21 protein-coding genes and 1 tRNA gene are annotated in these 20,676 nt (G+C 67.8%); 10 read left to right on the top strand and 12 right to left on the bottom strand.

The window, feature by feature from the left end; all coding sequences use genetic code 11:
* Positions 1-132: 132 nt before the first annotated feature.
* Positions 133-1,053, bottom strand: coding sequence for a DUF4365 domain-containing protein (locus tag ACZ6CL_RS08185; protein ID WP_468932646.1), 921 nt, complete (start codon positions 1,051-1,053; stop codon positions 133-135).
* 618 nt (positions 1,054-1,671) lie between these two features.
* Here ACZ6CL_RS08185 and ACZ6CL_RS08190 point away from each other — a divergent pair.
* On the top strand, positions 1,672-1,911 hold the full coding sequence (locus tag ACZ6CL_RS08190) for an Imm32 family immunity protein (protein ID WP_468932648.1): 240 nt from the start codon (positions 1,672-1,674) through the stop codon (positions 1,909-1,911).
* Positions 1,912-2,290: 379 nt separating this feature from the next.
* A tRNA-Tyr gene (locus ACZ6CL_RS08195) sits at positions 2,291-2,368 on the top strand.
* An 80-nt stretch (positions 2,369-2,448) separates the two neighbouring features.
* Here the strand turns inward: ACZ6CL_RS08195 and ACZ6CL_RS08200 are convergent.
* Complete coding sequence (locus tag ACZ6CL_RS08200; protein ID WP_468932650.1) at positions 2,449-2,739, bottom strand: hypothetical protein; 291 nt, start codon at positions 2,737-2,739, stop codon at positions 2,449-2,451.
* 286 nt (positions 2,740-3,025) lie between these two features.
* Here ACZ6CL_RS08200 and ACZ6CL_RS08205 point away from each other — a divergent pair, with 286 nt between their 5' ends.
* Positions 3,026-3,649 (top strand): GNAT family N-acetyltransferase, encoded by a 624-nt coding sequence (locus ACZ6CL_RS08205; protein ID WP_468932653.1) that lies wholly within the window; start codon positions 3,026-3,028, stop codon positions 3,647-3,649.
* Positions 3,650-3,662: 13 nt separating this feature from the next.
* Here the strand turns inward: ACZ6CL_RS08205 and ACZ6CL_RS08210 are convergent, their stop codons facing one another.
* Positions 3,663-4,397, bottom strand: a complete 735-nt coding sequence (locus tag ACZ6CL_RS08210) for an alpha/beta fold hydrolase (RefSeq protein ID WP_468932657.1) — start codon at positions 4,395-4,397, stop codon at positions 3,663-3,665.
* 132 nt (positions 4,398-4,529) lie between these two features.
* Here ACZ6CL_RS08210 and ACZ6CL_RS08215 point away from each other — a divergent pair, with 132 nt between their 5' ends.
* Together ACZ6CL_RS08215 and ACZ6CL_RS08220 are read left to right on the top strand one after the other, a co-directional pair.
* Entirely contained in the window at positions 4,530-5,393 is an 864-nt protein-coding gene (locus ACZ6CL_RS08215) for a helix-turn-helix domain-containing protein (protein ID WP_468932658.1), read from the top strand.
* A gap of 579 nt (positions 5,394-5,972) precedes the next feature.
* Positions 5,973-7,151: a hypothetical protein gene (locus tag ACZ6CL_RS08220; protein WP_468932660.1), complete on the top strand. Its 1,179-nt coding sequence runs from the start codon at positions 5,973-5,975 to the stop codon at positions 7,149-7,151.
* Between the two features lie 58 nt (positions 7,152-7,209).
* Here the strand turns inward: ACZ6CL_RS08220 and ACZ6CL_RS08225 are convergent, their stop codons facing one another.
* Entirely contained in the window at positions 7,210-7,551 is a 342-nt protein-coding gene (locus ACZ6CL_RS08225) for a winged helix-turn-helix transcriptional regulator (protein ID WP_468932662.1), read from the bottom strand.
* A gap of 95 nt (positions 7,552-7,646) precedes the next feature.
* Between ACZ6CL_RS08225 and ACZ6CL_RS08230 the strand changes: the two genes are divergently transcribed.
* Positions 7,647-8,519 carry an NAD(P)-dependent oxidoreductase gene (locus ACZ6CL_RS08230; protein ID WP_468932664.1) on the top strand — a complete coding sequence of 291 codons (873 nt, stop codon included), beginning with the start codon at positions 7,647-7,649 and terminating at the stop codon, positions 8,517-8,519.
* 22 nt (positions 8,520-8,541) lie between these two features.
* Here the strand turns inward: ACZ6CL_RS08230 and ACZ6CL_RS08235 are convergent, their stop codons facing one another.
* Positions 8,542-9,789, bottom strand: coding sequence for an acyltransferase family protein (locus ACZ6CL_RS08235; protein ID WP_468932667.1), 1,248 nt, complete (start codon positions 9,787-9,789; stop codon positions 8,542-8,544).
* A 544-nt stretch (positions 9,790-10,333) separates the two neighbouring features.
* Between ACZ6CL_RS08235 and ACZ6CL_RS08240 the strand changes: the two genes are divergently transcribed.
* Positions 10,334-10,696 carry a DUF6247 family protein gene (locus ACZ6CL_RS08240; protein WP_468932669.1) on the top strand — a complete coding sequence of 121 codons (363 nt, stop codon included), beginning with the start codon at positions 10,334-10,336 and terminating at the stop codon, positions 10,694-10,696.
* Here ACZ6CL_RS08240 and ACZ6CL_RS08245 read toward each other — a convergent pair.
* Positions 10,653-11,120: a hypothetical protein gene (locus ACZ6CL_RS08245; RefSeq protein WP_468932671.1), complete on the bottom strand. Its 468-nt coding sequence runs from the start codon at positions 11,118-11,120 to the stop codon at positions 10,653-10,655. The two genes, ACZ6CL_RS08240 and ACZ6CL_RS08245, sit on opposite strands and share 44 nt — an antisense overlap.
* 295 nt (positions 11,121-11,415) lie before the next feature.
* On the opposite strand from ACZ6CL_RS08245, the gene ACZ6CL_RS08250 reads away from it, so the two are divergent.
* On the top strand, positions 11,416-12,108 hold the full coding sequence (locus tag ACZ6CL_RS08250; protein ID WP_468932674.1) for a DUF4142 domain-containing protein: 693 nt from the start codon (positions 11,416-11,418) through the stop codon (positions 12,106-12,108).
* Between the two features lie 86 nt (positions 12,109-12,194).
* On the opposite strand, the gene ACZ6CL_RS08255 is transcribed toward ACZ6CL_RS08250, so the two are convergent.
* The 5 genes from ACZ6CL_RS08255 to ACZ6CL_RS08275 all read right to left on the bottom strand — a co-directional run bounded on the left by ACZ6CL_RS08255 (position 12,195) and on the right by ACZ6CL_RS08275 (position 17,266).
* Positions 12,195-12,692 (bottom strand): hypothetical protein, encoded by a 498-nt coding sequence (locus tag ACZ6CL_RS08255; RefSeq protein WP_468932677.1) that lies wholly within the window; start codon positions 12,690-12,692, stop codon positions 12,195-12,197.
* A gap of 85 nt (positions 12,693-12,777) precedes the next feature.
* Complete coding sequence (locus ACZ6CL_RS08260) at positions 12,778-13,416, bottom strand: MBL fold metallo-hydrolase (RefSeq protein WP_468932678.1); 639 nt, start codon at positions 13,414-13,416, stop codon at positions 12,778-12,780.
* Between the two features lie 23 nt (positions 13,417-13,439).
* Positions 13,440-14,525, bottom strand: coding sequence for an S-(hydroxymethyl)mycothiol dehydrogenase (locus ACZ6CL_RS08265; protein ID WP_468932681.1), 1,086 nt, complete (start codon positions 14,523-14,525; stop codon positions 13,440-13,442).
* Positions 14,526-14,635: 110 nt separating this feature from the next.
* Positions 14,636-16,255: a M4 family metallopeptidase gene (locus ACZ6CL_RS08270; RefSeq protein ID WP_468932683.1), complete on the bottom strand. Its 1,620-nt coding sequence runs from the start codon at positions 16,253-16,255 to the stop codon at positions 14,636-14,638.
* Between the two features lie 435 nt (positions 16,256-16,690).
* Complete coding sequence (locus tag ACZ6CL_RS08275) at positions 16,691-17,266, bottom strand: TerD family protein (RefSeq protein ID WP_009716966.1); 576 nt, start codon at positions 17,264-17,266, stop codon at positions 16,691-16,693.
* Positions 17,267-17,507: 241 nt separating this feature from the next.
* Between ACZ6CL_RS08275 and arfB the strand changes: the two genes are divergently transcribed.
* Positions 17,508-17,936, top strand: a complete 429-nt coding sequence (gene arfB, locus ACZ6CL_RS08280; protein WP_468932686.1) for an alternative ribosome rescue aminoacyl-tRNA hydrolase ArfB — start codon at positions 17,508-17,510, stop codon at positions 17,934-17,936.
* Positions 17,937-17,943: 7 nt separating this feature from the next.
* On the opposite strand, the gene ACZ6CL_RS08285 is transcribed toward arfB, so the two are convergent.
* On the bottom strand, positions 17,944-18,519 hold the full coding sequence (locus ACZ6CL_RS08285) for a flavin reductase family protein (RefSeq protein WP_468932689.1): 576 nt from the start codon (positions 18,517-18,519) through the stop codon (positions 17,944-17,946).
* A gap of 293 nt (positions 18,520-18,812) precedes the next feature.
* Between ACZ6CL_RS08285 and cdgB the strand changes: the two genes are divergently transcribed.
* The gene (gene cdgB / locus ACZ6CL_RS08290; protein WP_468932691.1) at positions 18,813-20,507 is read left to right on the top strand and encodes a diguanylate cyclase CdgB; all 1,695 of its coding nucleotides are present in this window, start codon (positions 18,813-18,815) and stop codon (positions 20,505-20,507) included.
* Positions 20,508-20,676: the final 169 nt, after the last annotated feature.

Raw genomic sequence — 20,676 nt, forward strand, 5'->3', positions numbered from 1 at the left:
GCTCGCTCCACCGTGTGTGGGTCGACGGCAGACGGGATGGGAGCAGGGGAAGTAGTGGCGTGGCTGGGTAGTTGACCCTCCGCGCGATCACATGCGGCCCTCAATCTGCGAGACAAGAGTGTTGCGGGTAAATCACGACGGGGAAGCCCCCTTTCGAGCTTTATTCTTGACGATCTTTTGCATCCCCGGCCTATCAGCAACACGCCACATTCTCTCCCAAGCGCGCACATTCATCAGATAGCTAGGGATCTCGATTCCCTTTTCATATGCATACTCGATGAGTGCTTCAACTATTGCGACAACGCGCCCTCGGCTAGGGAGTGTGGGCCCCTCCATGTAGGCAGAGAGTCGCACTACTTCATACCCAGTCTTCACGGACAATACGTCAAGGCTGGGCGCTCCAGCGCGACGGTATAGCGCACGTAGCTGAGATGCAAAGGCGAGCCGGAAATCTCTCGGACTAGCTTCTTCAAGCGCCTTCCCCATTGCAGCAGTTAGTAGGTCGATGGCGCTGGCCAGCTCATAGTCCGCCTGTCGAACAGAAGAACCTCTCGTTGGCTTTGCGAGCACCACCCCGCCGCTGGTCTGGCGTCGTGCTGGTACGCCTAGCGCATCCCGGCATGATCCGTGCAATCGATTACTCAAGGGAACGAGCACCTTATAGCTCTTCCCGGCGGGTACGATCGTGCCCTCACTTACATGTTGCCAGTAAACCTGCTCAGATTCTGGTTCGAACAGCATGAGGACGACCGGAAGCGAGTGATTCTTCCAATATTCAATGTGGCTTGCGTCGCAATAAAACCACCAGCCGAGGTCTGTCGGCTTCGTAAACTGGCTGGCGCCAGACTTAATCTGCACGGCCAGCAGGCGGCCCGTTCCGCGCCTGGCGTCAGCAGAGGGGTCGGACTCGTTTACCACTTCAATTTGCGCATCAATGCCGATATCGCTGGTCTCTTGCTCACGAAAAAGCCAGCCCAATTGAGTGGTGATCAAGTATGCGGCCCGAGACACACCAGCCCGGTCCACCAGGTGGGTGGGAGGGACAACCGTCAAGTTACATCTCCTCATGCCTGTTCCGGCCAGCCAGCGGTCCTCAGCCTAGAGGGTGGGACTGACAGCCGGTCACCCGTAACTCGACAGCGTCGCTAGTTGACCGATAAACCGGTCTCGGCTAATGGTGTCCGGTACACCCTGGAACATGCTGGGTCAGGGTGCTGGCTTCGCCGAAGACGCTCCCACGGACTCCACTACAGTCTGAGCCCGTGCGACCGGCTCTTCTTCTCAGCCAGCAGTAACCACAGCGGCCGTCAGCGACTCGTCCTGTCTCCGTAGAACCTTGATACGGCCCATGTGACCACTGGTGACTGATCTGCGTAGAGCTACGGATCAGTCACACCGCCCACTAGACCGCTCGGTCCCAAGTCGGACCGTCTCAGTTTCGGTCTCATTTAGCGCCGTTCACGGCCGTTCAGACGAGACCAACGCTCGTAGTTGATTCCGCAGCCAGACAGCCGTGAACGCAGGTGAACGGTCCCGTCCGATGCTCTCAAGACCACCAACGCAGTTGGAAAGCGTGCGCCCTCGGCGCCTGAGGGCCGCCTGGGTACGAGATGCTTGGGTATGGCCCCTGAACCCAGCGCTGTTCCGCCGACGACCACTCACATAAGTGCCGTGGCTGATGGAACCACCAGAGTCTTCAGATGGGAGGAAGGCGCACGCATCGAGGTCCGCAACCTCGGCGGAGAGATCGTCATCGAGGCCAACGCCGCCGGGCTGAAGACCCTGGCCGGCCACCTCCTCACACTCGCCCAAGACGGCACACCGGACGGCGCTCACCTCCACTTGGAGGAGAACAACGGACTCGAAGAGGGCTCAGCAAGCCTGATTCTGGAGAGGTGCGACGACGAATGACTCGTGCCAGACGCGTGCCAGATCGTCCGGGGAACCACGGGGAACAGCGGGGAATCAGTCGACCCTCCACCAGGCGTCTGCATCCCTCCGCAGCAGGTCAACTCCGGAGCAAGCAAGCCCTAAATGCCCTTAGCTTCCCAAGCTCAGGGTCTGTAGCAGGAGGTACGGCTAGTCGATGAAGCTCCCCTCCCTGGCCCGGCTCGAACGGGCTGGTCCCCTCCACAACGGGTCGGCGCTATGGGGAACTTCGCACCGGCCGACGCAAGGCCGTTTGCAGGGTACTGCTCGGTTGATGTTCTGACATCACCAATTGACATCGACGGCGGCGGACGTTGGCGGTAGTCGGTGCACCGAGGCCGCCGCTCACCCGGCAGTCAGGGCCAGCCGAGCCCGGGACGGCGCGGCCGGGATCGAACTTGTAAAGCGAAGGTCGTCGGTTCGAACCCGACAGTCGGCTCTGTGCCAGAGCAGGGAAAAGCCCCGGACGGCCTGCCGCCCGGGGCGTTCGACATCCGTCACGATGGCTGGAGGCGGCGGTCACACACCTGCTCGGCTCAGAGACCAGCACGCCCACACGATCACGGCCATAGGCACCAGGATGGCCACCGTACCGAGCGTGATACCAGTCCACGGCCGTCGACGGTCGGCTTCTTCGTCGCCCCGCATGTCCCGCAAGGCGTTGACACCCGAGACAACCGCGCAGATCCCCAGGGGCAGGAAGAGAGCGAAGAGAGCGGATCGGGCCTGCTGCGGCAGCAGCCACGGGAAAAGGAGTGCCGCGATGGCGGCAGCGCCCAGCACCGATGACGTCGTACCCGTCACCTTCATAGAGGGGCCTCCTCGAGCGGCCAGGCCCTGTCTTTGAAAGACATCATGATCCGGAGGCTAGGCGGCGGCAAGGGGCTCCACCTGAGCACGGCTACTCAGGTCGACTGAGTGGCCGGGCTGACCTGCCGGCCTCAGGTCGGACAGGCCGAACGCCCCCGCGCTTCCGGATTGTTGGGGGTGCTTCAGGCCGCGCACCCGGTAAAGCGGAGGCCGGAGGGTGCATGACGACGTAATGTGTGCTCATGATGTCTGGCTATTACTGCTGGGGGGCTTGATGGTTGCGGACATGGTCAGGACCTGGGTGGCGGGGTGGGCTGTCTCCCGGCGGACGCCCCCGCCGGTCGAGAAGCCCTGGGGGTTCTACATCGAGGTGGCAGACAACCCCGACGAAGTGGGGCGCCATGTTCTGCCCGAGACCGAGAAATCGTTGGTCCGCAGCGCTGCTGCCTCGGTGTCCGTGCCGCGGACGTGGATGAAGATGCCCGCGGAGCCAGGGGAGATCGAGCCTTGGATGTCCCACGGGTGGGTGGTGGCCTGGAAGGAGACCGGGCACCTGATGGCCGTCGACCTGATGGCCACGCACCCGGTCGCGCCCGAGGGGTACACCGTGACCATGGAGAGCACCGGGGCCGTCACGTGTGTCCGGGTGCTGGATGCGGCGGGGGAGCAGGCGGCCAAGGGGCAGATGGCGGCCCTTGGGGAAGCCGTGGTCGTGGACCGGGTGGTGACCGCGGAGGGCCATCGGCGACGCGGGCTGGGCGCCTTCGTGATGCGTACGCTCGCCGACCGCGCCCTGGACGAGGGCGCGGCCCTTGGCGTTCTCGGCGCGACCGATGCCGGGCGTGCGCTGTACGAGTCGTTGGGATGGAAGAAGCACACGACGTTGGCGCAGTGCGTGTACCAGGCGTGAAGTCAGGGGGAGTTCAGTGCTTCGGGTCGAGTCTGAGGAGTAGATCGGTCAGCTCGGTCGGCATGGTGACCATGGAGTCGTGGCCGGTGGCCAGCTCCCATACCTGGGCCGGGGTGCCGTTCGGCTGGGTCGGGGGGACGGGGCGGCGGGGCCAGCCTTTGGGTTCGCCTCCTACGCAGTGGATGTGGGTCCGGGGGATGGCGTTCATGGCCGGGTTGTCCAGGCGGACCGGCTGCTGGAGGCAGCGTACGGACTGGTCCGACAGGGTCGTGCGCAGCCAGGCGGCGTCTGCCGGGTCGGTAATTCCGAACAGGCCCGTGGGCGGCGGCATTTCGGGCAGGGGCGGGACCCGCCAGCCGCTCTCGGAGCGGAGGGCGCGGTCGATCAGGTCCTGGGTTATGGGCATGATGTCGGCCGCGCTCTCGCCGTCCTCCGGGACCATCGCGTCGAGGTAGACCAGGTGCGCGATCCGGTCCGGGATTCGGTTGGCCGCGGAGGAGATGACCAGCCCGGCGTAGCTGTGGCCCACGAGGATGACGTCGGTGAGGTCCTCGTCGGTGATCAGCTTGACGACGTCGTCGACGTGGGTGTCGAGGCCTACGTCGCGGCTGAGCAGATGCGCCCGGTCGCCGTGGCCGGTCAGGGAGGGGGCGAGCGCCCGGTGTCCGGCTGAGGCGAGGAGGGGGACCACTCGCTCCCAGCATTCTCCGCTGTGCCAGGCGCCGTGTACCAGCAGATACGTTGACATGGTTGTCGCGCTCCTCGTCTCGTCGTCGGTGACGTTCACGCTGCCGCCCGGGCGCCGGGCGAGCCAGAGTCCCCGCGATCCTGGGGGTGGCAGGACCAGGCACGTGTGCGGTGGCGCGATTACCGTCGACGCATGAGCGACGAACCGAATCCGCTGGGCGATTACGTACGCGCCCGGCGCGAGCTCGTCACCCCGGAGCAGGTCGGCATTCCCGCCGTGGGGCTACGGCGCGTGCCGGGGCTGCGCCGGGAAGAGGTCGCGATGCTCGCGGGGATCAGCGCCGACTACTACCTGCGCCTGGAGCAGGGCCGCGACCGCAACCCCTCCGTGCCGGTCCTGGAGTCCCTCGCCCGCGTGCTGCAGCTCGACGACGAGGCGACCGCGCACCTGTTGCGCCTCGGTGCCGCCAAACCCCGACGGCCCCGGCGGCGGCCCCGGAGGGAGACCGTCCCGCAGGGCGTCGCCCAGCTCGTCGCCACGCTTCCGCTCCCCGCGCACGTCGAGGGGCGCTACTTCGACGTGCTCGCCGCCAACGCCTTGGCGACCGCCCTGTCACCGCGGCTCGTGGTGGGGGCCAACCGGATGCGTGACCTTTTCCTCGACCCCGCCGAGCACGCGCTCCATCCGGACTGGGAGAACGCCACCGGGGACCTGGTCGCCGGGTTCCGCGAGTCCGTCGGCACCGACACGGACGACCCCCGCTTCATCGAACTCGTCGGCGAACTCTCCCTCGCCAGCGCCCGCTTCAGCCGCCTCTGGGCCCGTCACGACGTACGGACGTGCGCAGGCGCGGCCATGCGCTTCGACCATCCCCAGGTCGGTGCCCTCCAGCTGAATCTGGAACGGCTGGGCATCAGCGCCGCGCCCGGCCAGGTGCTCGTCATCCACCACCCGGTCCCCGGCACCGACAGCGCCGACAAGCTGGCCCTGCTCGCTTCCGCCAGCCAGACGCGAGCGGAGGCCGAGCGCGGTGAGCCTGCCCGCCGGGGGAGTTGACGGCGGGCGTATGGTGGAGAGGAAACGCATCAACGCCCCGCCCCAAGCTGTACGTTGGGTGGGCTGAACGGGGGAAGAAGGGTGCGTGCCCGATGTCGGTCGGGCTCCTCTCCACGATTGTTGCCGTGTTCTACGGGAGCACGATCTCGATTCTCGCTCTTACCGCGACCTTCGCTCGGCGCCGCTCGCTGCGACGTGAAGCGCGCAGCACCCTTGCCGTCCTCGTACCGGGGAGGACGGTGGAGGCGCAGCAAGCAGAGGGCGCCGCAGTAGGCCCAGGCAGCTGAGCGGTGACGCCGAGAACCGGTCGCGGCCTCCGCCTGCCTTCGCCTGCGGCATCCTCACGATGCTGTACCCCGCGGGTGGGCCGGGGTGGGGCAGGCGTGGAGGGCTCGAACGCCGTTGACGCCGCCGCGAGCGGGGTCGGCGCCGTTTTCAGGCAGTCTCATTCCCAGCAACAGTGGTCGTCTGGTTGTCCAGTTGCGCATGCCAAAGGCAGGGTTTCAACTGGAGTGAGGAGTCGAGAGATTCGACGGCTCTCGTGGTTCGTCGTTTACCCACCCGTTCGGGGTGATGAGAATGGCCGAGTACATAATTCCCCTGATCGTTGCAATTGTAGGTGGAACGGCTGCGTTTTGGTTGGGCCTTATTCGGGATCGTGTGCGGCTTAATCTCAACCTGGTCTCCGTTACCAAGGGGCGCCACCCGGAAGAAACGGCAGACGTGGGTGACAGGATCATTGAGATTTCGAAGTCATTTAGACGTTCGCCGCTCGACCTGCCTAAGGAAGCCCGAGATAGGGACATTCGGTTTGTGCATAGTCATGCGAAAGGTGTCCGTAGGGAAGCCCTGGAGCAGATCGAGTTCGCGCGAGAGATGAAGAGAAGGCTTCGGCACTGTAGAGGAACGGAAGAGAAAATCGACTTCATTGCCCAGCTCATGTCGGGCGGCAAGCTCGTCCTGGAGGAAATCCTCGAAGGGCTGCAACGGCGTGATCTGGTTCTGTCGAAGGTCAAAGGTTCGCTGCGGGTGGCACGCTACGTGTGCGAGGTCGAAACAGTGTCGAGCGGCGGTGTAGATTCAATTGTCTTGACCCGTCCGGACGGCCGGATTGAATTCCCCATTGGTTCCCCGGGGGTTAAAGATCGAATTCAGCCCCTGGTGAAGGCAATGCAGACGTTCAACAAGGGGCACCTGGAAAAGTGCTTGAACTATGCCGTCAAGGCGGTCAGAGATGATCGTTCCCATGCGGACATACTGATGAGCGGTCTGGAGGAAATTGCAAGTTCAGGTCCATTCAGGGTCGACCTTATGGTGGTAAACAAGGGGAAGCATGCGGCGGTGTTGAACCCCTATGCTGCTCTCCGTACGAGCGGCGCCGTCTCGTCCCTTGCTCCGCTGATGCTGAGGATTGAGAACATGCCGGATCCTCAAAATGGTGAGGCCGGGATAGAAGAGCCTTCTTATGTATCGATTGAGCCCAGGAGTACGGTAATTCTGACTCTGCGATCTGACCCCGTTGAAGCCTCTAAACCCATTGCCGCTGCGTATGATAAGGGCATACTTAGGTGCTCAGTTGCCTTGATCAGGCTAACGAGTCCGCGCGCTGGTAAATACCGCCACAAGGTAGAGGAAACGGTTAGCAAGGATTTCGGGGCCAACTTCGATAAAGTCATGCGGAAGCAGGTGGAGGACCGTGTTCAGGGGCGCATGCGGAGGCACTTCCTCAAATTCCGAGCACGCCTCAGCCCCTCCTGACCGGCCTCGTGCAACCGCCCGGGTATTGGGCAGCCTTCCCTCCCCGTGACTCCCGAAGTCAGGAGTGGGGAGCGTGATCGAGGAGGTTCTCGTGGCCCCAGGCGCCCAGGGGGGTCAGGGCCTCGTTGAGGGATGCGCCGAGTGGGGTCAGGGAGTACTCGACGCGGGGTGGCACCTCGTCGTGTACCTCGCGGTGGACGATGCCGTCCAGCTCCAGCTGGCGTAGGTGGTCGGTGAGCACCTTCTCGGTCACCCCGGGGAGTTCCCTGCGGAGTTCGCCGAAGCGGTGGGGGCGTACGTGGAGGGCCCAGAGGATCAGGACCTTCCACTTGCCGCCGATGACGTCCATCGCCGCGTCGATTCCACAGACGTAGGAACCCGGTCTGCGTGTGGTCCGCATGCTTCAGCCCTCCAGCTCTTCGCTTACGTCAGGGTAACTACCCACTTCAAAGTGGGTACTTGAGCGTCTCGTGATCAGCGATGAGTCTGTGCGGCATGAGACATGACGCGAAGAAGATTTCCGTGCTCGGCCTCGGTGCGATGGGCACCGCGATCGCTCGGGCGTGGCTGGCCGCGGGGTATGAGGTGGCCGTGTGGAATCGCACGGTGAGCCGGGCCGAGCCGCTCGGCGCCGAGGGGGCGAAGGTGATGGGGACGGCCCGCGAAGCGGTGGCCGGGGGTGATGTCGTGGTGGTCTGCTTGCTCGATGACGCCTCGGTCGGCGAGGTGCTCGACGAGGCCGAACTGCGCGGCAAGGATCTGGTCAACGTCACCACGAGCACCCCCGGTCAGGCTCGTGTGCGGGCGGAATGGGCCGCCGCGCGCGGTGCGCGGTATCTGGACGGCGGGATCATGGCCGTTCCGCCGATGATCGGTGCGCCGGGCTCCGGCGCGTACGTCTTCTACAGCGGGTCGCCGGAGCTGTTCGCGGCGCACCGCGACGCGCTGGCCGTTCCGACGGCCGCCCGGTACGTCGGGGAGGATCCCGGCTCGGCCGCGCTGCACGACGTGGCGCTGCTGAGCGCCATGACGGGCATGTTCGCGGGGGTGACGCACGCCTTCGCGCTCATGCGCGGGGCGGAGGTGGCGCCGAAGGAGTTCGCGGGGCTGCTCGTCGAGTGGCTCACGGCCATGGCGCCCTCCGCGTACGGGGTCGCCACGCATCTGGAGACCGGCGACTACACCCTGGGAGTGACGTCGAACCTCGCCATGATGGTGGAGGGCAACGGGACGCTGCTGCGTACCGCCGAGGAGCAGGGCGTCAGCCCGGAGTTGCTCAGTCCGTTCATGGCGCTCATGGAGCGTCGTCTCGCCGCGGGGCACGGGGACGAGGGCACGACCGGGGTGATCGACCTGCTGCGTCGTTGAGTCGTTGCGCCGCTGCGTCGGCTCAGGCCGCGCGGCCGAAGGAGCGGAGTCGGGTGAACGAGGACTCCAGGCCGCGCTTCAGGAGGCGGGCCGCCGGGCGTTCCACGTAGCGGTGGACCAGCCAGCTCAGGGCCAGGAAGGCGGTGATGAGGAGGGCGACGAGGAGGCGGGGGTCCATGGTGTCGTGCAGGCGGTTGATCAGGGCCGTACCGGCGACGTAGTGCATCAGGTAGAGCGGGTAGGTCAGGCAGCCCGCGGTGACCAGCCACTTCCAGCGGATGCGGTCGGTGTAGCCGAGCGCGACGGCCACCATGGTGAGCAGGAAGACCGTGAAGATCACGACGGCGCCGCGCCAGCTGGAGACGTCTTCGTACGCGACCCGCAGGCCCAGTTCGCGCTGGCCCATCAGCCAAGCCATGGCGAGGATTCCCCAGAGCAGGAGGTCCTGTCCGAAGCGGTGCATGAGATAGAGGGCGAGGCCCGCGATGAAGTACCAGGCGCCGCTGGGGTCGGCCGCGAGCACCAGCAGCGGGAACTTGGAGACGGGGGCGAGCATCGCGGCCGCGCCCCAGACGCAGCAGAAGACGACGACCCTGCGGTAGGTGAGGCCCATGGCGACCACGACCATGAAGAGCAGGTAGAAGCGCAGCTCCGACCAGAGGGTCCAGTAGACGATGTCGACGTCCGGCACGTTGGAGCCCGACTGCAGCATGGTGAAGTTGAGCAGGATGTCCCGCCCCTGGGGGCGTTCCCATACGCCCGGGAGGACGAACAGGGTGACCGTGGTGAAGACGACGCCGACCCAGTACGCGGGGTAGAGGCGGATCACCCGGGAGACGAAGAAGTCCTTCGGGGTGCGGCCCCAGCACGACATGCAGATGACGAAGCCGCTGATCACGAAGAAGATCTCCACGCCGATCCAGCCGAAGGACGCGAAGTGGAACACCGTGGGCATGATCTCGGAGACCGGACGGCCCCACGTCGCGTTGCCCGGCTGGTTGGCCCGGTTGGTGCCGGTGTAGTGGTGCAGGGCCACCATGAGCGCGGCGACCAGGCGGATGCCGTCGATGACGTACAGCCGGGGCCGTGCCCGCGGGGCGGTGGTGAGCTTCCGGGCCGGGGCCGTCCGCGGCGGTGGCTCGGCTACGGCGACGCCGGTGAGGGCGCCGCCGAGGGCGCCCCCGGGGGCGCCGTCTCCGCGCGATGCGACGGCCGGTTCAACGGCCGATTCGACGGCCGGGGGGAGCGGCTGCTGAAACCTGACCTGCATCAGACCTGCGTCATCCTCACGAGGGGGAACCGACGGAACCTGGGCGCGACCTTGGGCGCGACGGTCACGGGCGGCTCACGCTACGTCCCTTGAGTGCCCCTTGTTCCGGACAGCCGAGGGCATTCCGGATAGGGCGGGGGCTTCGTTCCGGAAAGCCTTGGGGATGCGACGTGCAGTGTTCTCCGGCCCTTCACTCACTCCGCCGGGACTGCCGGGTGTTCGGGGGCGCAGGGTGTCGTTCGGCGGAGGCTGCCATGGGTGTTGCTGATCTTGCCAGTCCCGACCGGCTGTGGTCGGCGGGGGAGGCCCTGGGGTGTCTGCTGGGGCTGGATCTGTGCAGGCGCGGCAGCGGGCTCGGGTGTTGTCGGTTTTGACGTGAGTGGGCGAAGGGGTGTCAGGGGGAGGCAGTTGTGATCCGGAGTGGTGCTTGATTGATCGATAGAGGTCAGGGGCGAGTGGCGGGTGGGAGGCGGGCGTAGGCTCGCCGCGGCTTCGCGTCGTCGAGTGTCGTGGGCGCAGATCCCGGTGTGTCAGGAGCGTAGAGATGACCGAGCAGTCCTCCGCCCAGGACGGGCCCCTGATCCCGATGCCCGCGCTCACGCCGTCCGCGCTGCGGGCGGCGGTCGCTCGGATCGCTCCCGGGGACCTGTCGTCCTTCGTCGAGCATCTGGACCGGGCGGTCGAGCAGGCCGCGCGGAACGGCACTATCGCTCCGTTGCGCACCTTCCTGCAGTGGTGGGGCGAGTTCGTCGCCATTCAGCGGTTTCCGGAGCGGGCCGCGCGGCTGCGGGAGCTGGAGGTCGTGGCGGAGGAGGCCACGGACCGGGAGGCCCTGGGGTCGGCGCTGGCCGAGATGCGCCAGATCATGGACGCGGCACATCGGGAGACGCCCGCAGTAGGGCGATAGCCGCGTCGCGCATCTGCTGTTCAACAGCGGGGGCTTGGCCTTGGCGCTCTTCCCAGGCGAGCTGGAGGCCGAGGAAGTGGTGGGTGGCGCTGGTGATGTGGGGCGACCGTTCGAGGTGGGAGGCGCACCAGCAGATCTCGTCGCTCGCGTCGTACGGGGAGCGTTCTCCATTGACCAGGGATTGTGCGGCCCAGAGCGTGCGGTAGCGCCAGGCGATCTCGGCGTCGGGTCGGGAGAAGCCGAGTTCTGTCATGGCCTGCCAGAAGAGTTCGCGGCACGTGTCGGTGCGAGACAGCCCGGCCAGAGTACGGAGGGCCGGGCTGTCAACGCCGCGGGCCAACGCCTCGGCGGCGAGCATGGGCAGTTCGTGGGTCGGCTGTTCTTCGAGAGCGAGGTCGACCGCGGCCTTGCGCAGGTGTTTCACGGTGTGAAGGTAAGCCGCGAAGCCGGTGGCGTCATGTCAGTTTCGTTTGGCTAAGCGCTCCCGGGCGACGTGATAGGCCCACGCATGGGTCGACGCCTTCTTCTCCCGGCTGTGCGGCCGGTTGCGGAAGCATGGCAGAAGACACGGACAATCCCGGGGCATCGGCGGCGGCGAGAGTGTAGGGGGAATCCGGGGGCGGTGCGGGTGCTTTTGTGCACTCCTGACGAACGCAGTTTTTTGCAGCAGGCAAAGTTTAGTGTTTCGCGTACTCCCCGCACCCCCACCAGGAGGCACGATGACCACTCATGGGCGCAGCAGTCACGGCGCGACGTCGAACCGCACCCGCATGATCTCCGTTGGTGTCGCCTTGGCGGCGGTGGTGGCGGGGGCGGGGATCTGGGTCTCCCAGGCGGATGACGAGGGGAGTCAGTCGGTGGCGGACAGCGGCATGCCGTCCGCGCAGGGCGGGGCCGGTGCGGCGGCCGCGTCGGGGGCGGAGGCCGCCAACTCCGGGCCGCTGAGCGAGCTGGACAAGACGTTCCTGGTCAAGGTCCGGCAGGCCGGGCTGTGGGAGATTCCGGCCGGGCGGATGGCGCAGAGCCAGGCGTCGAGCGAGGCGATCAAGCGGGCCGGTACGCACCTGCTCGACGGGCACAGCAAGCTCGACCAGCTGGTGCGAGAGGACGCCAAGGCGCTGTCCTCGTCCATACCGGACGAGGCCTCGGCCGAACAGCAGGAGTGGGTCGAGCAGATGAAGAACGCCAAGGGCGAGAAGTTCGACCAGCTCTTCGTGGATCTGCTGCGCGCCTCGCACGGGAAGATCTTCATCACCATCGGCGAGGTCCGCGCCGCCACCAAGAACCATACGATCCGGCGGCTGGCCCAGGTGACCAACGAGACCGTGATGGACCACATGACGGTGTTGGAGGACACCGGGTTGGTGACGGACGCGGTGCTGGACGACGTCGGCGCCAGCGTGCCGAAGTAGTTCAGGGGATCAGGGCCACCCTTCAGGGGTGGGCGGCGGCGCGCACGTCGAGCCAACCTTGGGTTACGTCAGGGGAGAAGGAGCCGTCAGACGCGGGGGTAGCGGGCCTGGAGGTCCCAGATCGCCGGGTTGTCGCCCAGCCCCTCGTGCATGTCGACCAGGTCGGCGATCAGATCCTGCAGGAAGTCTCGGGACTCGCGGCGCAGCGCGGAGTGCTGGAAGGTCAGCGGCGCCTCTTCGAGCGGTACCCAGTCGGCGGTGATGTCGACCCAGCCGAAGCGGCGCTCGAAGAGCATGCGGTCGGCCGATTCGGTGAAGTCCAGCTCCTCGTGGATGCGCCGGTGGGACCGGCTGCCGCGCGGGTCCCGGTCCAGCCGTTCCACGATGTCGCACAGCGCCCAGGCGAAGTCGAGCACCGGAACCCATCCCCAGGCTGTGGACAGTTCGCGGTCGGCCACGGTGTCGGCGAGATAGACGTCGCCGCAGAAGAGATCGTGGCGCAGCGCGCGGGTGTCCGCGCTCCGGTAGTCCGTCTGCGGCGGGTCCGGGAAGCGGCGGGAGAGGGAGTAGCCCAGGTCGATCACGGGGTCGATGGTGTCATGGGGGGCTTGGGGGACGAGGGGGCAGGGCGCCCGGGGCGCAACCCCGGGGGCCCTCAGCACGAGAACCTCAGTGGCCGCGCGCGATCCACTCCTCCAGGTGCGGCGCCTCGTCCGCGATCAGCGTCGGGTCGCCGTGCCCGGTGCGGACGACGGTCTGCGGCGGCAGGGCGAACAGCCGCTCCCGGATCGACTCGATGATCGTCTCGAACGACGAGTACGAGCGCCCGGTCGCGCCCGGTCCGCCCTGGAAGAGGGTGTCCCCGGAGAACACCGTGGTCAGGGCGGGGGCGTGCAGGCAGACCGCGCCGGGTGAGTGGCCGGGGGTGTGCAGGACGCGCAGCTGTGTGCCGCCGACGGTGAGCACGTCGCCGTCGGCCAGCGTCTTGTCCGGGGCACGGTCGGGGTGGCGCATCCGCCACAGCACCTCGTCGTCCGGGTGCAGCAGGATCGGGGCGCCGGTGCGGTCGGCCACCTCCGGGGCCGCGTCGATGTGATCGTCGTGGCCGTGCGTACAGATGACGCCGAGCAGTCGGCGGTCGCCGATGGCCTCGACGATCGCGTCCGCGTCGTGGGCGGCGTCGATGACGTACACCTCGTGGTCGTCGCCGACCAGCCAGACGTTGTTGTCGACCTCCCAGGTGCCGCCGTCCAGCGAGAAGGTGCCGGACGTGACCAGATGGTCGATGCGTACGGGCGGAGGGGTCATAGCGGTGTCACCACCAGGGATCATCAGAGCATCACCACCGAGCGCAGGACGTCGCCGCGGTGCATCTTGTCGAACGCCGCCTCGATGTCGTCGAGCCCGATGGTCTCGCTGACGAAGGCGTCCAGGTCGAGCCGCCCCTGCTGGTAGAGGTCGATCAGCAGCGGGAAGTCGCGGGACGGCAGACAGTCCCCGTACCAGGAGGACTTGAGGGCGCCGCCGCGTCCGAAGACGTCGAGCAGCGGCAGTTCCAGCTTCATTTCCGGGGTGGGCACGCCCACCAGGACGACGGTGCCCGCCAAGTCGCGGGCGTAGAAGGCCTGCTGGTACGTCTCGGGGCGGCCGACGGCCTCGATCACCACGTCCGCGCCGTTGCCGTCGGTGAGGCCGCGGATGGACTCGACCACGTCGGCGGTCTTGCCGTTGACGGTGTGGGTGGCGCCCAGCGAGCGGGCCTGCTCCAGCTTCCGGTCGTCCACGTCCACCGCGATGATCTTCGCGGCACCGGCGAGCCGGGACCCGGCGATCGCGGCGCCGCCGACTCCGCCGCAGCCGATGACGGCGACCGAGTCACCGCGCCCGACGTTGCCGGTGTTGATGGCGGCACCGATGCCCGCCATCACCCCGCAGCCGAGCAGCCCGGCGGCGGCCGGGGAGGCGGACGGGTCGACCTTGGTGCACTGGCCCGCCGCGACGAGCGTCTTCTCGGCGAACGCGCCGATGCCGAGGGCGGGGGTCAGGGCGGTGCCGTCGGTGAGCGTCATGGGCTGGGACGCGTTGTGGGTGGCGAAGCAGTACCAGGGGCGGCCGCGGCGGCAGGCCCGGCACTGGCCGCACACCGCGCGCCAGTTGAGGACGACGTAGTCGCCGGGGGCCACCTCGGTGACGCCGTCGCCGACGGACTCCACGACGCCCGCCGCCTCGTGTCCGAGGAGGAACGGGAAATCGTCGTTGATGCCGCCTTCCCGGTAGTGCAGATCGGTGTGGCAGACACCGCACGCCTGGACCTTCACCACGGCCTCGCCGGGTCCGGGGTCCGGCACCACGATCGTCTCGATCCGTACCTGTTCGCCTTTGCCGGGGGCCACCACGCCGCGTACGTGTTGAGTCATGGGAGCAGCGTAAAGGCCGATCAGCGGCTATGACAGGAACTCTGGGTGACCGCATCGGGCCGCACCGGAATCGCCGGTGCGGCCCGTTCCGCTTCACTTCAAACTGATCTCTACTTCACGTTGATCGCGGTCCAGGCCGCGGCGACCGCCTTGTACTCGGTGCTCGTCGACCCGTAGAGGTCGGACGCGGCGCTGAGGGTGGCGGTGCGGGCCTGGGCGTACTTGCTGGTGGAGGTGAGGTACGTGGTCAGGGCCTTGTACCAGATCTTGGTGGCCTTGTCCCGGCCGATGCCGGTGACCTTCGAGCCGTCGTACGTCGGGCTGTTGTAGCTCACGCCGTTGATGGTCTTCGCGCCGCTGCCCTCGGACAGCAGGTAGTAGAAGTGGTTGGCGGGCCCGGAGGAGTAGTGGACGTCGACGTTGCCGAGCGTCGAGGACCAGTAGTCGCGGGACGCGCCGTCCTTGCTCGGCTTGTCCTGGTAGCGCAGCGGGGTGCCGTCGCCGTTGATGTTGATCTTCTCGCCAATGAGGTAGTCGCCCACGTCGGAGGCGTTCGCGGAGTAGAACTCCGTGGCGGTGGCCATGATGTCGGAGGTCGCCTCGTTGAGGCCGCCGGACTCGCCGCTGTAGTTGAGCTTGGCGGTGGCGGCGGTGACGCCGTGGGACATCTCGTGCCCGGCCACGTCCATCGAGGTGAGCGCGTTGGCGTTGCCGGAGCCGTCGCCGTACGTCATGCAGAAGCAGGAGTCCTGCCAGAAGGCGTTGACGTAGTTGTTGCCGTAGTGGACGCGGGAGTACGAGCCCACGCCGTTGTTCTTGATGCCGTTGCGGCCCAGGACCTCCTTGTAGAAGTCCCAGGTCTCGGCGGCGCCGTAGTGCGCGTCCACCCCGGCGGTCTGACGGCTGCCGCCCCAGACGTCGTCGGCGTCGGTGAAGAGCGTGCCGGTGCCGGAGGACCCCTGGTTCAGGTCGTACGTCTTGTGGCTGCCGCGGGTGCCGTCGGTGAGGTTGTACGTGGAGCCGCTCTTGGTGGTGCCGAGCGACACCGTGCCGCTGTACTTGCTGGTGCCGGTCCCGGTGTGGACGGTCTCGTTCTCGGCCAGCTTCTTGCCGGTGGCGGCGTCGGTGATGACGTGCAGCTCGCTGGGCGTGCCGTCCTTCTGGGTGCCGGTGACGACGGTCTCCCAGGCCAGGACGGGCTTGCCGCTCTCGGCCCAGACCACCTTGCGCGGCGCCTTGGCCTTCTCGCCGGAGTCGGCCGTGGTCGCGGCCTTCAGCGCCGCCTTGGAGGCGGCGGAGGCGGACACCTCGGCGGCCGTGCCGGGCACGGCTATCTTCGCGCTGGTGGCCTTGGTGACGGTGCGGGCGCCGCTGGTCTTCTCGTGGACGACCAGGTCGCCGCCGAGGACGGGCAGCCCGTCGTAGGTGCGCTCGTAACGGGTGTGCACGGTTCCGTCGGCGTCCTTGATGACGTCGCGGACGATGAGCTTCTCCTTGGCCCCGAGCCCCAGGTGGTCGGCCTGGGCGGAAGCGTCGGCCTGCGCCGCCTTGAGGGAGGCGGTGCGCTCCGCGGGGGTCAGCTGCAGCGCGGTCGCGCCCGCCTCGCGGGAGTTGTCCGGCTGGGCGGTGGCCGAGCCGGTCTGGACGCCGATGACGACCATGGCGGCGGAGGCGACGAACGCGGCCGCGCGGATGGCCTGCTTACGGGGAGAGGAAGCGTGAGGTCTCACTCGGTCTCCTTGCTGAGGGGCCGCGGGAGAGCGGCCCTGCGTAGGGGGTGCGGACAGCCTTGGGTGGGGCTGGCCGGTAGAGCAGGAGTGGTGCGTGAGGTGCCAAGCGCTGGGTTCCGCGCCGCTGTGCTCGTGCGGAACCAGGACTTACCGCGGAGTCAGATGCGACGCGCGGCAAGTCGAGCAGAGATTGTCATCGAACGATTCGTTCGGGTAGGCGCGTAACAAGAATTTGACCGTCCGTTGTTGAAATAGGGCAAAATTCGGTCAGTCAGGCATGGTCAGGCATCGTGCGGCAATGTCCCTTTGATGGGGACGTGTTCGGAAATACGCGTTCGAAAATGCGTGTGCGGAAATACGGCGAGGGCCGCCCCCTTTGAGTGGGGGCGGCCCTCGCCGCGTGGAGCGCTTACCGCTGAGCGCTGGGTGTGGACCTCAGACGTTGACGCCGAAGTCCTGCGCGATGCCGACCAGGCCCGAGGCGTAGCCCTGGCCGACGGCGCGGAACTTCCACTCCGCGCCGTTGCGGTACAGCTCGCCGAAGACCATGGCGGTCTCGGTGGCGGCGTCCTCGCTCAGGTCGTAGCGGGCGATCTCGGTGCCACCGGCCTGGTTGACGATCCGGATGAACGCGTTCCGCACCTGGCCGAAGTTCTGGCTGCGCGACTCGGCGTCGTAGATCGAGACCGGGAAGACGATCTTCTCGATGTCGGCGGGCAGGCCCGCCAGGTTGACGTTGATCTGCTCGTCGTCGCCCTCGCCCTGACCGGTCACGTTGTCACCGGTGTGGACGATGGTCTGGTCCGGGGTGGCCTTGTTGTTGAAGAACACGAAGTGCTGGTCGGAGTAGACCTTGCCGTTGGTGTTCACGGCGATGGCGCTCGCGTCCAGGTCGAAGTCGGTGCCCGTGGTGGTGCGGACGTCCCAGCCGAGGCCGACCGTGACGGCGGTCAGGCCCGGTGCCTCCTTGGTGAGCGAGACGTTGCCGCCCTTGGACAGGCTTACAGCCATGGGGAGTCCCTTTCGTGGTCTCGATGTTCGAGTCGGCGGGCTTCGTCCATCGGCTCCGGGCGAAGTCGCCGTCATCCTCCACAACGCCATCAGGGCACCCACAGGTTCCAGGTAGCTTTACTTTCTTTGCCAAACCCTGATGGGGCCACGGCGCCCCGCCCGGTGCCGGGCCCCTGTGTCATGTCCCGGCGCCCGGCAAAACGGGATGACGGCGCGGGGGTCGGCAGGTGACCATGGAGCCATGTCCGGCCCCTATGTCATCCGCGGTTCGGTCTCCCTGCCGGAGGCCGAGCTGATGTGGCGTTTCTCCCGGTCGTCCGGGCCCGGCGGGCAGCACGTCAATACGAGTGACACCTCCGTCGAGCTGCGCTTCGACCTCGCCGCCACCGACGCGCTGCCGCCCGTATGGAAGGACCGCGCGCTGGAGCGGCTGGCCGGGCGGCTGGCGGACGGGGTGCTGACCGTACGGGCGTCCGAGCACCGTTCCCAGTGGCGCAACCGCGAGACGGCCGCCGTCCGGCTCGCCTCGCTGCTCGCGGAGGCGACCGCGCCGCCGCCCAAGCCGCGCCGTGCGACCCGGATCCCACGCGGGATCAACGAACGGCGGCTGCGGGAGAAGAAGCGGCGGAGCGACACCAAGCGCGGACGCTCGGGACGCGACTGGGGCTGAGGCCCGCCTACTCCAGCGTGCGGTAGCGGCCGCGGTAGTACATCAGCGGCCCGCCCTCCGCGCTCGGCGTCGTCGCCGACAGCACCCGGCCCACCACCAGGGTGTGGTCCCCGGCCGTCACCCGCTGCTCGGTGTGGCATTCGAGCGTGGCCAGCGCCCCGGAGACGAGTGGAGCGCCCGACTCCGCGCCGTGCGTCACCTCCATGTCCGCGAACAGCAGCCGGTCGCTGATGCGCCCCTTCATGGCGAATCGTCCCGCTGTGGTCCGTTGACTGTCCGACAGTACCGACACGGCCCAGAGCGGCTGTCGTTCGAGCAGCTCGTCCAGCCGGGAGCCGTTGCGAACGCTCACCATCACGAGCGGCGGGTCAAGTGACACCGACATGAACGCGGTGGCCGTCATGCCGACGTCCTCACCGCTCGGCCCCTCTTCCGGGTCGTGCGCGGTCACCAGCACCACGCCGGCCGCCAGTCGCGCCAGGGCGGCGCGGAAGTCGTCCTCACTCACCCCACCAGCATGCGGGACGGCGGACCCGGCCGGGTCGGTGGCGGTGGCGGGAGCGGAAGGCTTCGTCTGAAACACGTTCTACACGCTAGCCGCGTCGCGCCGCCCTCCGCATCGGGCCACCGGACCAGTCCGGACGTAGGTCTCCGGCCGTAGGCGACCCGCTTGCGGAATTTGCTTTCAGAAAAAGTAGGAGCGCTCCCACGCGGTCCTGATGGGGCACGAACACGGTCTGTGACATGAGTCACAGCAGCCAGTAATTGTTGACCCTGTGTACCGAGTGGGCAGCTCGCTGTGATTCAGTGGCCGTTGGCAATCGGACGACATAGGAAGCCAGGAGTTGCTGTCGAGGTCTCGGGGGAGTGCGAGCGATGGAGGCCGAGTCGGAGCCCTATATCCGCCTTGCGACCCTGCGGCAGCTGCATCAGGTGGTCGCCGACCTGAACACCGCCCGCAGCCTCGCCGACACCGTGCAGACCGTCGCCGACGGCGTCATAGCCGGGCTCGGATACGAGCTGTCGGCCGTCAATCTGGTCCGTCCGGACGGTGACCTCGTCGTCGCCGCCGTGGGCGGCAGCGCGGGCGCCGAGGCGCTGATGGCCGGGCGGGTCGGCTCCCGGGCCTCGTGGGACCGGCGGCTGTCGATGGGGGACTGCTGGGGTGATCTGCGCTTCATCCCGCACACCGAGGGCTGGGTCCTCGACGATGACGACGTGCCGCAGTGGCACACCCCCGGCCCCGCGCCCCGCTTCCCCGACGAGTGGCACCCCATGGACCGCCTGTTCGCCCCGCTGCACGCGGCGGGCGGCTCCGGCGGAGAGCTGATCGGCGTCCTCGCCGTCGACAAGCCGCGCAACGGGCGGCGCCCCGGCGCATGGGGGCGCGAGGCGCTGCAGATGTACGCCTTCCACGCCGCCATCGCCATCGGCAACGCCCGGCTGCGCGGCAACATGCAGCGCGCCCTGCTGCGCCTGGAGCGCGAGCAGCAGGCCCTCCGGGCCAGCGAGGAATCCTTCCGTCAGGCGTTCGAGTACGCCCCCAGCGGCATGGCCATCGCCGAGATGGGCGGCGATCAGAACGGTCATCTGCTGCGCACCAACGACGCCCTCTGCCGTCTGCTGGGCCGCCCCGCCTCGGCGATGCGCCGCCATTCGTTCGCCGATCTCGTCCACCCCGAGGACATCGGCACCCTGCTGCGCACCTCCCACGAGGGCGGCCGCTCCGAGCTGCGGCTCGCGCGCCGCGACGGCTCGTACGTCTGGGTGTCGCTCCGCAACTCGGTGGTCGCCGACGCCGCCGACGGCCCGCGCTTCCTGCTCACCCACGTCGAGGACATCGAGGAGCGCAAGCGCCACGAGCTGGCGCTCGCCCACCGCGCCAGCCATGACTCGCTGACCGGTCTGCCCAACAGCGCCGAGCTGCGCGCCCGGCTCGGTGGCAGGCTGTGCGCCCATCCGCCGCCGGGGGGCCGGGCGGAGTTCCTCGACGGGCTGCCGGGAGCGGACGGCGGCGACGGTCCGGTCGTCCCGGCCGCGAGCGGCTTTCCGCTCGGCTTCGACGAGTTCGAGGGCTTCGGCTCCCCACCCCCGCCCGGCGCGGGCGGCGTCTCGTTCGACCACCATGTGCACACCTTCGCGCCCAACGAGGACGACGCCGTCGACGACGGCCACAAGGGGCTCGCGGTCCTCTTCTGCGACCTCGACGGCTTCAAGTCGATCAACGACCGGTTCGGTCACCACGCGGGCGACGCGGTCCTCATCGAGGTCGCCCGCCGCCTCGCCAGCGGGGTGCGGGACGGCGACACCGTCGCCCGGCTCGGCGGTGACGAGTTCGTAGTCCTCGCCGACGGCCTCGGCCGGGCGGACGCCCAGGACCTGGCCGTCCGGCTGCGCAACGCGATCCTGCCGCCCATCCGGGTCGACGGCCGGGCTGTCCGCGTAGGGGCCAGTTTCGGGATCGGCTGGGCGGGCTGCGGCATGTCGGCGGAGGAGGTCCTGCACTCCGCCGACCAGCGCATGTACGTCGAGAAGCGGTCCCGTTCGAAGGAACGCAGACGGGCCGGATGAGGGCCGGGCGGGCCGTGGCCGAGACGGGCGGCAGCTCACCCTGCCCCGATCGAGGTACGCTGCGTCGATGCGGCCCTGCCGCCGACAGTGAACCGATCATGAATATTGGCCATCCGGACAGCCCACGCCCTGTTGAGGCCCTGTCGGCCCTGATATGAGCTGTCGTGGC

Source organism: Streptomyces sp. NPDC041200 (genome assembly GCF_055591805.1).